The organism is Bradyrhizobium sp. S3.7.6, from assembly GCF_054061875.1.
Genome location: NZ_JBSSEQ010000001.1, coordinates 3,238,842 through 3,252,071, shown reverse-complemented (window position 1 = coordinate 3,252,071; position 13,230 = coordinate 3,238,842). Strand labels below are relative to the sequence as shown.

The following is a 13,230-nucleotide window of genomic DNA, read 5'->3' as shown; positions in this document are numbered from 1 at the left end:
TTTCCCTGCAAGGCCGGCACCCGCCGTACATTACGGCGCCTGTCGCGGATAGCCAAAGGTCTTCGGACCCGCTGTTCAAAACGAGCGCTCGCGCGGATAGCCAAAGGTGCCGGCCTCATTCACCTCATCAGAAGCGGAGTTTACGACTTTGAGCACCGAGATTCCGCAGCCCCCGTCCCAGCCCGGCATGGCCGAGCGCGCCATCGACGCGGCGGCCGACGTCTCCCACACGATCGGAGAGGTCGCGGGAGGCTTGCGCGCCGCTGTCGACCGCTTGACGCATGTCATCGACGAAGCTCGAAAGCCCGGCCGGCCGCTCGCGACGGTCGCGGCAATCACGCGCGAAGCGCCCCTGGCCAGTCTGTTCGTCGCCTTCCTCTTTGGCGTGGCAGTTGCACGCCGGCGCTACCGATCGGAGTTGAAGCGGTTCAGGCCGCGCTGACGGCTTCGAGTTCAGCCGGCAGGAATTGCCTCTCGAACGCCTCGGCAGGCATCGGGCGGCCGAAGAAATATCCCTGCCCTTCCTCGCATCCCATGCTGACCAGGAAGTCGGCCGTGGCACGGTTCTCGATGCCTTCCGCCACCACAGTGAGCCCGAGTTGCTTGCTGAGACCAATGGTCGAGCCGACGATCGCGGCGTCGTCGGAATCGGCGAGCAGGTCAAGCACGAACGACCGGTCGATCTTGAGCCCGTCGAGCGGAAACTTCTTCAGATAGCTCAGGCTCGCGTAGCCCGTGCCGAAATCGTCGAACAGGACGCGGACGCCGAGCTGCTGGATCCGCTCGAACATGTCGAGCACGCGGCTTTCGTCATGCAGCAGGATATCCTCCGTGACTTCGAGCTCGAGCAGCGAGGGCGTGAGCCCCGTCTTCGCGAGCAGCGCCGCAACGGAATGCGCGAGGTCGCCGGAGTCGAGCTGCGACGGCGAGAGGTTGATCGCGACGCGCACGCTGTTTCCGGACAATTCCCAGGCTCGCGCCTGCCGGCAGGCGGTCTCCATCACCCAGTTCGCGATCCGCTCGGACAGGGACGAGGTGTTGACCACCGGCATGAATTCCCCGGGCGAGACATAGCCGCGCGCGGGATGCCGCCAGCGGATGAGCGCTTCAGCCCCGAGCAGGCTGCCGTCGACCAGCCGAACCTGTGGCTGGTAGAACAGTTCGAACTCTCCGCGATCCGCGGCAAGCGCCAGTTCGCTCTCCAATGTCAGCCGGTTCTCCAGCTCCTGCCTGATCGCGCTCTCGAAGATCACGTGGCTGCCGCGCCGCGTCATCTTTGCCTTGCTCAGCGCCAGATGACCATTGCCGAGAAGATCATCGGCGTTGTGCCCACCTTCCGGATAAACGGCGACGCCAATGCTGATCCTGACGCGATGTTGGCGCGCGCCCGTTGCGAGCGGCACTTCGAACGCGCGCGCGATCCGCTCGGCAAACTCCACAATCGGCTCGCCAGCCTCCGTGCAATCAAGCGCGATGGCGAACTCGTCGCCGCTGAGCCGGGCGACGACCGCCTTGCCATCGACCTTGGTCCGGAGGCGCTCCGCGACGGCCCGCAGCACGAGGTCGCCGGCCGAATGTCCAAGCATGTCGTTGATCTGCTGGAAGCCATCGAGGCCGAGCACGAGCAGCGCGACGTCGGACGATCGCCGCTCCGCCGCGGCGATCAGATTGGCGAGGCTCGCATGCAGCATGTTGCGGTTGGCAAGACCGGTCAACGCGTCATGTTCGGCGAGATACCTGACGCGTTCGGCTTCGCGCTTGCGGACCGAGATGTCGCGCAGGATCGCTCCGTACTGGAAGCCGTCCGTGCCCTGCCAGCCCGAAAAGCTCGCTTCGACCGGGAACGTCTCGCCGTTCTTCCGCCGCCCCTGGAACTCGACGACGACGGCACCGCCGGGCACCAACAGCGCCTGGCGCGCAGCATCGCGCATGGCAAAAGTCTTTGCGCCACCGCCGGTGGGCTCCGCACAGAGCGTTTCGAACGGACGCCCGATCATCTCGGTCGGCATGTAACCGAAGATCGCACTGGCGCCCGGATTCCACACCGTGATCCGATGATCCTCGTCGGTGCAGATCAAACCGTCGCCGAGCGACATCGCGATACGATGAAAGCGGCTCTCGGCAATACGTCCCAGGAGACTACGGAAATCGATCTCGTCGAGTGCAATCGCCGTCAGATAGGCAATGATCGCAATGTGAAACAGCGAAGTGTCGATGATGAGCGGCCAGCTTGCCTGCACGAGCGCAGCGGCAAGTTCCACGCCCGCTCCTGCGGCGACGAGGATGGTGACACGGACGCCCGGTGCGGAACGGCGCCACGAATACATCATCGCCAGGCAGATCAGGCCCAAGCCAATGATCATGCCGGCATCGGACGTCCAGCGCAGCATCCGGTTCTGGAGGATCGATTCCGCCGCGAGCGCCTGGAGGACGGGCCCAGAGACGCTCTTACCGTTTGGAACACTGAACCGGTCGCCCAGTTCGAGCGCGGTAGCACCGACGATGATCTTCTTGTCTCTCAGCTTGTCCAAGGTCGCGGTATCGCCGCGCAGCACGTCATAATAGGAGACACTTGGGATGGAGGCCGCACGAATGCCGAAATCGATCAGGAAGGGTGGCCGCCGATTGGCGTCCTGCCCGGCCAGCACGACGGCCATCGACGGCATCACGGCATCGCCAAGCTTCTCTCCGACCGGATAGCGGCGCACGAGCCCGTCGGATTCGATCGCAACATTGACGACGGCCGGCCACGACTGGTTGCTGAACGGCTTCAGTGGACGATTGATGTGAACCGCGCCACCATTCGGCGTCGGCTGCTTGAAGGAGGGCAGGATCGTCGAACCGCCGACCTCCCGAAGCGCCGTGACGAGGGCCTCGTCTGAGGCCGGATCCGATGGTGTGCTGAAATCGACGTCGAAGGCGACGTCCTGTGCCCCCGCCGCCTCGAGCCTGTGCAACAGTTCCGCGTGGAGCCGGCGCGGCCAGGGCCATATCCCGATCTGGTCGATCGAGGGGGCGTCGATGGCCACCACGACGACATTGCCGCTGGCCGTACGGGATTGCCAGGCGAAGCGCAGATCGGTGAGCGCGTTGCGAAGCGCGCCGTGCCACCCCGTGGACAGCACGACCGCAAGCGCGATCATGACGAGAATATGCGGCCGATGGCGTTTCACTTTGCTCCCCTGCACCGGCGGTCCCTGCCGCCAGGCGCTCCCCTATGCCGACGACACGGTCCTAGCGATGGCCTCTGCCCCAATACCAACCATAGTGGTGGCCATGATTGCCGTTACCGTTGTTGCCGTTATTCCCGTTTCCGCTATTCCCGTTGCCGTTGTCGCCATTATTGCCGGTGCCACCGCTTCCGTTGCTGGTTGTACCAGTCCCGTTGCTTCCGCTCCCAGAGCTTCCGCCGGACACATCGCTGGTCGAACCAGAGGTGGTCGCAACAGTCGTCGTCGTATTTGACGACGTCGACGTGGCACTGGCCGCGGGTGCACTGCTGCTCACCGTAACCGCCGTCACGTTGGAGCTGTTGGCGGCCGTGGTCGTCTTGCTCGCCTTCGTATCGCTCCACACCGTCTCGGTCCCGGTGCTGGCGTTCGCGTTGCGCACGTGCCCCGTTGTCACGGCGCCGTGGGCGAGCCCGTTCGTGACCTTGTGGACGTTCAGCTTGACCTCGCCGAGCGAACTGGAGATGCGCACGACGCCGCCTTTGGGCGCCTGACCGCCGGCCGCTTGATGCGATTGCGCCGGCGCGCCGGCCGCCTTGGTCCCCTTGTCGATCGGACCGAGCGCATGGATCGCATGGCCGCTCGCCGCATTGCGCGGTGCCGACAGGCCCGATTTCGGCACCGGGACACGCTCGATCGTCGAGGCGCGCGGCTTGCCGTGCTCGATCGGATTGAAGGTCCCGGCACCACTCAGGCTGAGGCCGGGCTTGCCGTGCTCAAAGGAGGTGGCGGCCTGTCCCGGCATGACCTGTGCGATCTGTCCGGACTTGAAGTCGGAGACTTCAACCTGGCCGCGGAGCACGCCGACCTTGGTGCTGCCAGCATTCACGGTGACGCTGAATTGCGTTCCCTTGACCACGGCGGCGAGATACGGCGTCTCGACCTCGAAATGCTTGACGTTGCGCTTCTCGACCTCGAGCAGGATCGAACCCGCCTGCTGGATGATAGTGGTCGAGAGCCCTTCCTTCTTCTCGGCCGGCAAACCGACCACCGACTTCGGGGAGATCAAAATCGATTCCTCGTCGCGGACGAGCAGCACGCGTCCGTTGCGTCCGGTGCGAATGGTATCACCGGCCCTCAGCGTCCCTTCTTGGGTCAATGACACAGGCTGCGCGCCGTTGGCGGCAAGCCAGACCTCACCCGAGGACTTGCTGATTGACCAGACGCCATCATCCGCGGCAGATGCGAACGAGGCCGTACCCAGGATCAGCGCGGCCACGAAGGCGCACCGCATTCCAACTCTGCCCAGCATCACGATCCTCAGTCCCGCATTACAGCCAGGCCTGAGGCGTATCCGAAATCACTCAAGAGAGAATTAGCGGGAACCGGCAAGTCCAATGGCTGCATTAACCAATCATTGACCATAAAAAACTAAGAAAAATCATGCAGCTAACGAACTCTTACCGACTCTTGTGCACTGCTCCGTTAAACTACGGTGAGCAGCTCGCTGCGCGCGTTGAGAAGCGGCATCTCCTCGTTGCACTGGTGCTGGCGGCACCGATTTTCACGGGAATTTCGCAGGCGTTCGCTCAACAGGCGAACCAGCCCGGCTTCGATCCGCGGCAGCCCGAGAAATACTTTGAAAACCAAACCGAGCAGGAATCGCTGAGCCGTCCTCCGGTCACGCTGCCGGCGGTCGGCCGGCCCAACACAGGCGGGGATGCGAAACCACAATTCGTGTTGCGCGGGATCGATGTCGGCGGCGCCCAAGCCATTCCCCGCGATCGCATCGCCGCAGCCTATCAGTCCTATCTCGGCAAGAAGGTCTCGCAAGCCGACCTCGCCACGATCGCCGGCGCGATCAGCGATCTCTACCGCGCAGACGGCTTTCATCTGAGCCGGGCGATCGTGCCGCCGCAGGACATCGCCGACGGTCGCATCCGGATCCAGGTGATTGAAGGCGCCATCGTGCAGGCCGAGCTGAAAGGCGACGGCGCCGAGCAGTTTGGCGTGAGGCCGATGCTGGGGCCGGTTCTCGCCGAGCAGCCGTCGCGCCTGGCAACGCTCGAACGTCAGCTCTTCCTCATCAACAGCGGGCCGGGCATCCGGATCACCGACACCGCGCTCGAGGAGATCGGCGGTGCCACCGGCCGCTTTCGCCTCATCGTCCATTTGAAAACCTGGCACGTCTTCTCGTCGTTCGGCGTGGATAATTTGGGCTCATCGTCGGTCGGCCCGGGGCAGACCTACGCGACCGGCGCTTTCAACTCCTACCTCACGCCCGGCGATACGCTGGCGGTCAACCTGTCGACCATTGCCAACGACCCGCGTGAGCTTGGCTTTGCGCGATTATCCTATGACGCGCCCGTCGGCGTCGACGGCGTGCGCCTCGGCGCTTCCGTCCTGTACAGCGCGGTCCGGCCGGGTGACGCCCGCCGCCTCGACAGCGACATCACCACGACAGAGGCGTTCGAGCTGCGGGCAAGCACCGTGCCCTTCATGTCGCAATCATCGGCGTTGACGCTGACCTTGGCCGGCACCTTCAGCAACGTGTCCGAGCACGATCTTTACGGCCCCTGGTACAACGACCACATCAGGACCGCGAGCCTGACCGCCGATTACCGGCTCCAGGATCGCTTCGGCGGCACCAATTTCGCGACGCTGACCTACCGCCAAGGTCTCGACATCTTCGGTGCCTCGCATTTCGACGACGATCTGCTGTCGCGCGACGGCGCCGCGTCGAACTTCTCGGTGCTGAACCTCTGGTTCACGCGCTACCAGACCCTCAACGACGCCTGGTCGCTCAAGCTGTCCGCGGCCAGCCAGACGGCATCGCGGCCGCTGTTCATTTCGCAGCAATTCTATCTCGGCGGCGCGGCTTTCGGCCGGGGCTATGGCGCGGCCGAGATCAGCGGCGACAACGGTCTTGCCGGCTCGCTCGAGCTGCGCTTCGACCAGAAGCTCAATTTCCGCTACTGGACCGGCTATCAGCTCTACGCCTTTGGCGACGCCGGCGCAGTCTGGAACGACGGTTACCGCCTGAGCGACGGCCTGTCGCTGACATCGGCCGGAGCCGGCGTGCGGTTCTTTCTGCCGGATGATCTTCAAGCCGATCTCGGCGTAGCCGTCCCCTTGAGCTACCGGGCGCCAGACAACGAGCGCCGCAGCCCACGCTTCCTGTTCACCCTCTCGAGCGCATTCCGGCTCTGCCCCGAACGCGGCAGGGGCGGCTGCCTCTAGCTGCCGCGCTTTGAGCACACCCGGCATGCGGCCCTTTTGCGGCCTTGCTCACAGACTTGCCTAAATTTAATCCCGTAACCTCCTCACGATCGCTCGATCCGGGGGTTTGCAATGACCATTTTCAGTCGAAAGTGATTGGGACGGAACCATGAAGAGGGTGTTTGCAATCCTGGCCTTTCTCTGCGTGCTCGGCGTCGGCCAGTATTTCGTGGTCAGCCGGTTCGCGATCCGACATGAGATTTTGACCCTGTTCGATGCCTCGCGCCAACGGCCGATCTCGGTCGAGATCGCGGTGCGGCGCGACTACGAGACCAAGGCCAATCTCGGGCTCTGGAAGCTCCCGCTCGCCATCATCAGCAACGGCAACACCGTCAAGGCGACCGAGTATTCCTTCCTCGCCAACGTGCTCGCGGCGCGCGGTTATCTCGTTGCCAGCATCCAGCAGGACCTGCCGAGCGATCCGCCGTTGATGACCCATGTCGGTCAGCAATATGTCGGGCGGCGCGAGGTCTATATCCGCTGCGAGGCCAACATCCTTTTCGCCCTGGCCGAACTGAAGCGACGGCTGGAAAACACCGACTACGACCACATCACCCTCGTCGGCCATTCCAACGGTGGCGACGTCTCGATGTATGTCGCCCATCAGCACCCGGAGATTGTGTCGAAGGTCATCACGCTCGACAATCTGCGGGTGCCCTTCGTGCTCAGCGACAACCTGAAGATCTTGTCGTTCCGCTCCAAGGATCCGCATTTCCAGACCGACCCGGGCGTGCTGCCGACGCCTGAAGAGGCCAAAGCGCGCGGCATCGACATCGTCCATACCGGTGCTCAGCACACCGAGATGAGCGATCGCGGTCCCGATGCGGTCAAGGAGAAGATCCAGGCGACACTCGACCGCTTCCTGCGTGACAGCGCCAGCAGCTCGCTCGCGCCGGCTGACACCAGAAGCCCGATGATCATGAACCCCGGCGACTACTAGCCGGGCCCCCTTTGCGGCAGATCAAGGCAGCTCCAGACTGGCGACGATAGGAACGGCCTCACCATCCCGGAGAGGCACGTGTCGCACTCCATCGAAAGCCTTGATGCGAAACGTCTCGAGACGGCAAGCCTTGGCCTGCCAGCTGCGAGGACACCGGCATTCGCGCGGCATCTCTATCGTGCGACCCGCAAGCTGCTGCGGTCGATCATCGCCCGCATCGATCTCTCGCAATTTCCGGGATCGTGCTGCGGCTGAGCGCGGCGTCACGCAGGATCAATTTGCGGGCACGCGGCGCACACCGGAACTCAGGACTTTCCCTTGCCGGGCTGCATGAAACTCCCGGTCATCTGGCGCATGTGGTCGCCGGCGCTGGTGAACTGGCTGCGCAGGAAGTCGGACTGGATTCGCATCGCTTCCTGAAGGTCGGTGGCATGCACGAGCTTGCGCGCGTGCTCGAACGCCGACTTCATGTTCTGCTCAGTGAACGCGAGCGCCTGCTTGGACACTTCGGTACCCGCTCCGGGAACCGACGTCATCGACTTGGTGGCAGCTTCGAAAAACATGCCGAACGCCTGTTCCGCCTGGTCGATCGTCTTTTCGGCCAGGTCGCGCAGTTCGGCCGGGACTTCGAGCTTCGGTTCGATCATGGTCATACTCCTCCCCGTTTTTCCCAACTGAATACCACACTTGCCGGACCGCATTCCAGCGGCAGCCTGGGGGACAAACGTCGCCCGGCGGTCCGGCTCCGGCCGGAAAACGAGGGACGAGGCGTACGGCCGGCGCGCGGCCGGGGTCAGGACAGGGGGTGCTCGGGAAGGGTTTCTTCGGTGCCGAGGTCTTCGACCAGCTTGATGACCTCGAAACGCTGTCGAGGCCCGAGCTTCAGGAACGCACGAAGCAGGCGCAGACTTTCAACGGTGCTGCTTGCAGGCGCGCCGAGCTTGAGGTGCAGTTCAGCCGCGAAATTGAGGTTTTTCATCTCGCACCTATGACAAGCATCAGCCCTCGTGATCACACGTCGAGGTCTCGCTCGAGAACCGAACACCATGACCGGACGCCATGGTGACCCTGAGATCTCGGCCGGGGCACCCGGTGGGTTAACACGCTGAACCATATACTGGCTCAACCGAACAGGTTGCAATTATGTCAAGAAACAACCCTTCCGGCAAGCCCAACCGTCGCCGTAGCGATGCTTCGTCCGCATCGCACCACGGCAATTCCGGATAACAGGAATATGGACCGTCGTCACCCACCTGCGTCAAGAAGCGGCATCACTCACGCACACGGCCTCGGGCGCTGCCAATCGGTGCGGCGTTTCGCCGTGTTTCCGGTGTGAACGAGGCCAGATTAAAGTTTCTTCAGCGTATACACGTAATTGTTGAGCCCGACCTCGGCGGTTGTATCGTCGGCGAAATGAACGTCGAGCCGCGCAGCCGGCCTGCAGCGTCTTGATCCGTCCGCCAGTGAAGCCCCCCTTGAGCTGCTCGGCTTGGACGCGGTTCCCCGTACCGGGTTCATCGGTCCGAAGATATCTCCGCCAATGAACCGTCGTTCAAGGTGGAACGACCAAGCGGTTGCGAAGCGGCCACGCAGACCACGGGCGCCATGGCTGACGGACTTCTCGATTCGGACGCGCCTCAGCACCAAAGGACGACAGCATGCTTTCCCGCTGCGATCTCATCAAGGGCGGCGCCGTCGCGCTTCTCACTTTCTCGATACAAGGCGCATGGGCGCAGGAGACCAGGATGAATCTGTTCAAGATCGTCACCATCAAGGACGAAATCGTCGTCGGATTGTCGGCGGAGGAGCTCCAGGCGCTCGGCGGCAATGATGCGAGCGCGGTTGCGCACGCGCTGGCGCAGAAGGGCGATCTCACGGTCTGGCAGTACAACGTGCATCGCGGCCCGAACGGTGAATTGCAACAGGCGCCGACCGCGAAGATCGGGCTCTTGGCCAACGCGTCTCTCCGTGTCGAGCCCTACACGACGCCTTACCAGATCGTGCCGCATCCGTAACAAGCGGCCCGGGCGCGCCTGCGGCGAGACCCGCAGGCGCACCACTACTCTCAACGCTGCTTGGCGCGCCGAGCCCGGCCTTCCGTCGCAAAGCCGTAGATCAGCGCCAGCCGGTCCAGGCATTCGCGAAAGCGCCGCGCGAAATAGTCGTTCCAGCGCTGGGTACGAACAGCGCGCCGCTCCCCGATCTGATCCATGGTCAGCCCCAGCACCAGGACGTCGTGCACCAGCGCGGCGCCGTCGGTACCGAGTTCGCGCTCGACCCGGTTCAGGCGCAGCACAGCCTGGCGCTGGTCCTCGGTAACGGGCTCACGCGAGCGCGTGCCATCGACATATTCGCGCGTCGGGTCCACCGCCTGGGGCCCGCGCTCCGCCCTCTCCCAGTCGTTCTGGAAGGCGCGCCCGCCGCGATACTGCGCCTCGTCGATCTGGTGATGCGCGTGCAACCGGCCGAGCGGATCGCCGCGGATCGAGCGGACGGCGACGATCTTCTCGCCGGCATCGAGCGCCAGCGGATTGTCGACCTCGACCTCCGCCACCTCTGCATTGAACGGCACCTCGCGCGAGCGCCGATCGTAGATTCCAGTCAATCTGTAGGACTTGTTGCGTCGTGCACCTGCCACTCGGATACTCCTCGCAAAATTGGATAGTGGTCCCGTCAGGCGGCTGAGATCAGCCTCAAGACGACGGGACCGGCGGCGCGAGCGGACGCGGCCTCAGACCTTCGCGTCAGGCGAGCATGCGGCGTGCAATAGCTGGAGCCCGGCTGGCGCGGATGGCCGCAGAAGGCGATCCCCTCCCCGTCCTTGTCGCCACCATAGGGATAGCGGCAGTCGTCGCGCCCGAGTTCGCCCAGCGCGACCAGGCGAGGCTGGACGCCGACACAGCGCAACTTGACACGCGCGGGCTTCATTGCGGATTTCGGTGGCAAGTTCAGGTTCGGCACCGCCGCACGGGGCGGCCCGATGAGACAGGCTCCTGACGGCAAGGACGGCACGATCGATGGACTCGTCATCCGCGCCGGTGCCGCGAGTCCAAGCCGCTTGGCGCGGCCGGCCACCGCGTTGCGTGTGTAAGCCGTTCCAAACCTTCCGTTTATCTGTCTTCCGATCTCCGCATAAGACATTCCCTTGAGAAAATAGTCGCGAAGCGCGTCGGAGTGCTCCGACGGCCAATGACCCGGTTCCATGCTGCTGTCCTGTGATGCGCCTCCTCCGATCGTTCGATCGCGAGGCGGCGCCTACATTCCGTTATTCCGAAGCGACTGTCAAGCGACAATTCTGATATTCATAATTGCATCAATTCCGAATTTCGGATTACAAGAGGCGGGACGATGGGCAATCGAGGGAATCACCATGCTGGACGTTGCAATGATCGAGCGGGGCCTGGAGAAGACGGGCAAGAGCAAGGGCGGCCTGGCGGCGGCCATGGGCGTGCGGCCCGGCGCGGTGTCGGAGATCCTGGGCGGCGAGCGCCTGGTGAAGGCGTCTGAAATCATTCCGATCATGGAATATCTTGAGCTCAATCTCGCGCCGATCATGGGCCGCGTCGGGGCCGGCGCTGTGATCGAGCCCGATTATGAACAGGTTCCCCCGGAAGGCCTCGGCGATATCGCGCTGCCGTTCCCGATCATGGAAGAGACCGTCGCCTTCGAGATCGTTGGCGATTCGATGCTGCCCAAATACGAGAGCGGCGACGTGATCGTCGTCTACAAGGACCAGCGTCATCCGCTGTCGAGCTTCTACGGTGAAGAGGCCGTGGTCCGGCTCAAGACCGGTGAACGCTATTTGAAGACCATCGAACGCGGGAAAACTCCCTCCGTCGTCAATCTCAACAGCTTCAACGCCAAGCCGATCGTCGGCGTCAAGCTCGAGTGGGTCGGCGAGATCTGCCTGTCCATGCCCAAGGGCCAGCTCGAGCGGCTGCGCGCCAAATCGGCACGCCCTCGCAAGAAGAGCAAGTAGGCATCGATTTCCGATTTACGGAAATCACCCTTGACTTAATTCTGTTTTTCGGAAATACTCTGCCGCACTCCCGGCTACGGGGCGCGGCAGGATCGTTTCATGCAGTATTTCGTCGTGATGATCGACTATGGGCGGCGCGGACGCGAGGCGGTCGTCGATCCCGAAATCACAAGGCGCGAGGTCATCTCCCGCGTCGTTTCGGGTGAATATCGAAACATCTCGTTCATCCACGAAATCGCGGAGAATGCGGTCGAGGACGTGACCGAGGCGATCCTGACCGAGGCCGCCCTCCCCCAGGTTCCGCCTGAAGAAGTCGACCTCCAGGCCATCCGCCTCGATCACGCCCGCGACCTGCGCAAGCACGAGAAGACGTGACGCAGGCCCAAGCGGCCTGCGTCACGTCACTGCCCGGCCGGATATCACACCGTGAGAACGGTCGATCCCGTGGTCTTGCGCGCAGCGAGATCGGCATGCGCTTTGGCGGCATCCTTCAGCGGGTAGGTCTGGTGCACCTCGATCTTGACTGCGCCGGACTTCACGACGTCGAACAGCTCGTTCGCCATGGCGACCAGGGCCTCGCGCTTGGCAGCGTAGGTGAACAGCGTCGGACGGGTGACGTAGAGCGAGCCCTTCTGCGCGAGCAGGCCGAGATTGAGCGGCTCGACAGCGCCGGAGGACGCACCGAACAGCGCGGCAACACCGAGCGGCGCAAGACAATCCAGCGACTTCAGGAACGTATCCTTGCCGACGGAATCATAAACCACCGGCACCTTCTTGCCGCCCGTGATCTCGTCGACGCGCTTCACGAAATCCTCGCGCGTATAGATGATCACATGATCGCAGCCATGTGCCTTGGCGAGCTTTGCCTTCTCGTCGCTGCTGACGGTGCCGATCACTGTCGCGCCGAGATGTTTTGCCCACTGGCTCAAGATGAGACCAACGCCGCCGGCTGCGGCGTGGAGCAGGATGGTGTCGCCGGCCTTCACGCGATAGGTCTGCCGGATCAGGTATTGGGTGGTGAGCCCCTTCAGCATCATGGCCGCCGCGGTCTTGTCATCGACACCGTCGGGCAGCTTCAACAGCCGGTCGGCCGGGATCAGCCGCGCCTCGGCATAGGCTCCGAGCGGTGAGGCGCCGTAGGCAACGCGATCACCGGGCTTCAAATCGGTGACACCGGCCCCGACTTCCTCGACGACGCCGGCACCCTCGCTGCCGAGACCGCTCGGCAATTGTACCGGATACACCCCGGAGCGATTGTAGATGTCGACGAAGTTGAGGCCGACCGCCGTGTGGCGGATGCGCGCCTCGCCCGGCCCGGGCTTGCCGACACTGACTTCCTCCCAGACCAGGACTTCAGGACCGCCGGTCTTGTGAAAGCGAATGGCATGCGTCATGGGCGTTGCTCCCTTATTGTTGCAGTGAAGGTCCGTGGAAAACGGATCGGCCTGTGAAATAGGAATTCGGTCGGCCCGTTACAGTACAGAGACGTAACAAGAATGTCACAGCGAACGACAAACGCCTGCCGTTCCGCCTCTGTTCGAAAGAGTTGATGACGGCACCGGCGCGTTCCGGCAGTAGCCTTTTCGCGGGGTTTGGTGGTCGCCTGCGAAGGAGAGCCGAGATGCCAGCTTATGTACAGCATCATCAGGATATCGAAATCGCGCCTGTAATTTGTCCCGCCTGCATGGGGTTCCTGCCGATGTACGTCCGCGAGGTCGAACCGCATTGGGGCCTTGCCAGGATCGACTTCGTCTATGAATGCGCGGACTGCGGCGCGGAAGTCCGGCAGACCATCCGCAAGCCGGAGCTGCGGCACTGACCGCACGATCAGCCATCGCTTAAGTATTTGCGCTGAACGGAAA

Annotated in this window: 16 protein-coding genes; 8 read left to right on the top strand and 8 right to left on the bottom strand. The window is 63.4% G+C overall.

What is annotated here, in order from left to right:
• Nucleotides 1-148: 148 nt before the first annotated feature.
• Nucleotides 149-442 carry a hypothetical protein gene (locus tag ACVJ5M_RS15365; RefSeq protein WP_063982046.1) on the top strand — a complete coding sequence of 98 codons (294 nt, stop codon included), beginning with the start codon at nucleotides 149-151 and terminating at the stop codon, nucleotides 440-442.
• Here ACVJ5M_RS15365 and ACVJ5M_RS15360 read toward each other — a convergent pair.
• The 3 genes from ACVJ5M_RS15360 to ACVJ5M_RS15350 all read right to left on the bottom strand — a co-directional run bounded on the left by ACVJ5M_RS15360 (nucleotide 429) and on the right by ACVJ5M_RS15350 (nucleotide 4,940).
• Complete coding sequence (locus tag ACVJ5M_RS15360) at nucleotides 429-3,173, bottom strand: EAL domain-containing protein (RefSeq protein WP_456679347.1); 2,745 nt, start codon at nucleotides 3,171-3,173, stop codon at nucleotides 429-431. The genes ACVJ5M_RS15365 and ACVJ5M_RS15360 overlap by 14 nt on opposite strands.
• A 61-nt stretch (nucleotides 3,174-3,234) precedes the next feature.
• Nucleotides 3,235-4,482: a FecR family protein gene (locus ACVJ5M_RS15355; RefSeq protein ID WP_354100000.1), complete on the bottom strand. Its 1,248-nt coding sequence runs from the start codon at nucleotides 4,480-4,482 to the stop codon at nucleotides 3,235-3,237.
• Nucleotides 4,483-4,655: 173 nt separating this feature from the next.
• Nucleotides 4,656-4,940, bottom strand: a complete 285-nt coding sequence (locus ACVJ5M_RS15350) for a hypothetical protein (RefSeq protein WP_354100001.1) — start codon at nucleotides 4,938-4,940, stop codon at nucleotides 4,656-4,658.
• On the opposite strand from ACVJ5M_RS15350, the gene ACVJ5M_RS15345 reads away from it, so the two are divergent.
• From ACVJ5M_RS15345 to ACVJ5M_RS15335, 3 genes are all read left to right on the top strand, one after another.
• The gene (locus tag ACVJ5M_RS15345) at nucleotides 4,908-6,410 is read left to right on the top strand and encodes a ShlB/FhaC/HecB family hemolysin secretion/activation protein (protein ID WP_354100002.1); all 1,503 of its coding nucleotides are present in this window, start codon (nucleotides 4,908-4,910) and stop codon (nucleotides 6,408-6,410) included. The genes ACVJ5M_RS15350 and ACVJ5M_RS15345 overlap by 33 nt on opposite strands.
• A gap of 148 nt (nucleotides 6,411-6,558) precedes the next feature.
• Entirely contained in the window at nucleotides 6,559-7,389 is an 831-nt protein-coding gene (locus tag ACVJ5M_RS15340) for an alpha/beta fold hydrolase (protein WP_166100240.1), read from the top strand.
• Between the two features lie 78 nt (nucleotides 7,390-7,467).
• Nucleotides 7,468-7,644 carry a hypothetical protein gene (locus tag ACVJ5M_RS15335; RefSeq protein WP_167768088.1) on the top strand — a complete coding sequence of 59 codons (177 nt, stop codon included), beginning with the start codon at nucleotides 7,468-7,470 and terminating at the stop codon, nucleotides 7,642-7,644.
• A gap of 50 nt (nucleotides 7,645-7,694) precedes the next feature.
• On the opposite strand, the gene ACVJ5M_RS15330 is transcribed toward ACVJ5M_RS15335, so the two are convergent.
• A complete protein-coding gene (locus ACVJ5M_RS15330; RefSeq protein WP_014493705.1) occupies nucleotides 7,695-8,036 on the bottom strand; it encodes a phasin in 342 nt (113 codons plus the stop codon).
• Between the two features lie 146 nt (nucleotides 8,037-8,182).
• Entirely contained in the window at nucleotides 8,183-8,368 is a 186-nt protein-coding gene (locus ACVJ5M_RS15325) for a hypothetical protein (RefSeq protein ID WP_063982041.1), read from the bottom strand.
• A gap of 679 nt (nucleotides 8,369-9,047) precedes the next feature.
• Between ACVJ5M_RS15325 and ACVJ5M_RS15320 the strand changes: the two genes are divergently transcribed.
• The gene (locus ACVJ5M_RS15320; protein ID WP_063982040.1) at nucleotides 9,048-9,404 is read left to right on the top strand and encodes a hypothetical protein; all 357 of its coding nucleotides are present in this window, start codon (nucleotides 9,048-9,050) and stop codon (nucleotides 9,402-9,404) included.
• Between the two features lie 50 nt (nucleotides 9,405-9,454).
• Here ACVJ5M_RS15320 and ACVJ5M_RS15315 read toward each other — a convergent pair whose 3' ends face one another.
• Together ACVJ5M_RS15315 and ACVJ5M_RS15310 are read right to left on the bottom strand one after the other, a co-directional pair.
• A complete protein-coding gene (locus tag ACVJ5M_RS15315) occupies nucleotides 9,455-10,027 on the bottom strand; it encodes a hypothetical protein (RefSeq protein ID WP_063982039.1) in 573 nt (190 codons plus the stop codon).
• 35 nt (nucleotides 10,028-10,062) lie between these two features.
• Nucleotides 10,063-10,593 (bottom strand): GcrA family cell cycle regulator, encoded by a 531-nt coding sequence (locus ACVJ5M_RS15310; protein ID WP_354096637.1) that lies wholly within the window; start codon nucleotides 10,591-10,593, stop codon nucleotides 10,063-10,065.
• A 166-nt stretch (nucleotides 10,594-10,759) separates the two neighbouring features.
• Between ACVJ5M_RS15310 and ACVJ5M_RS15305 the strand changes: the two genes are divergently transcribed.
• Both ACVJ5M_RS15305 and ACVJ5M_RS15300 read left to right on the top strand, forming a co-directional pair.
• Nucleotides 10,760-11,368 (top strand): S24 family peptidase, encoded by a 609-nt coding sequence (locus tag ACVJ5M_RS15305; protein WP_028152904.1) that lies wholly within the window; start codon nucleotides 10,760-10,762, stop codon nucleotides 11,366-11,368.
• Between the two features lie 99 nt (nucleotides 11,369-11,467).
• Nucleotides 11,468-11,743 (top strand): hypothetical protein, encoded by a 276-nt coding sequence (locus ACVJ5M_RS15300; RefSeq protein ID WP_063982037.1) that lies wholly within the window; start codon nucleotides 11,468-11,470, stop codon nucleotides 11,741-11,743.
• A gap of 44 nt (nucleotides 11,744-11,787) precedes the next feature.
• On the opposite strand, the gene ACVJ5M_RS15295 is transcribed toward ACVJ5M_RS15300, so the two are convergent.
• Nucleotides 11,788-12,762: a quinone oxidoreductase family protein gene (locus ACVJ5M_RS15295; RefSeq protein WP_135215143.1), complete on the bottom strand. Its 975-nt coding sequence runs from the start codon at nucleotides 12,760-12,762 to the stop codon at nucleotides 11,788-11,790.
• A gap of 227 nt (nucleotides 12,763-12,989) precedes the next feature.
• Between ACVJ5M_RS15295 and ACVJ5M_RS15290 the strand changes: the two genes are divergently transcribed.
• Nucleotides 12,990-13,187: a hypothetical protein gene (locus ACVJ5M_RS15290; protein WP_028152902.1), complete on the top strand. Its 198-nt coding sequence runs from the start codon at nucleotides 12,990-12,992 to the stop codon at nucleotides 13,185-13,187.
• Nucleotides 13,188-13,230: the final 43 nt, after the last annotated feature.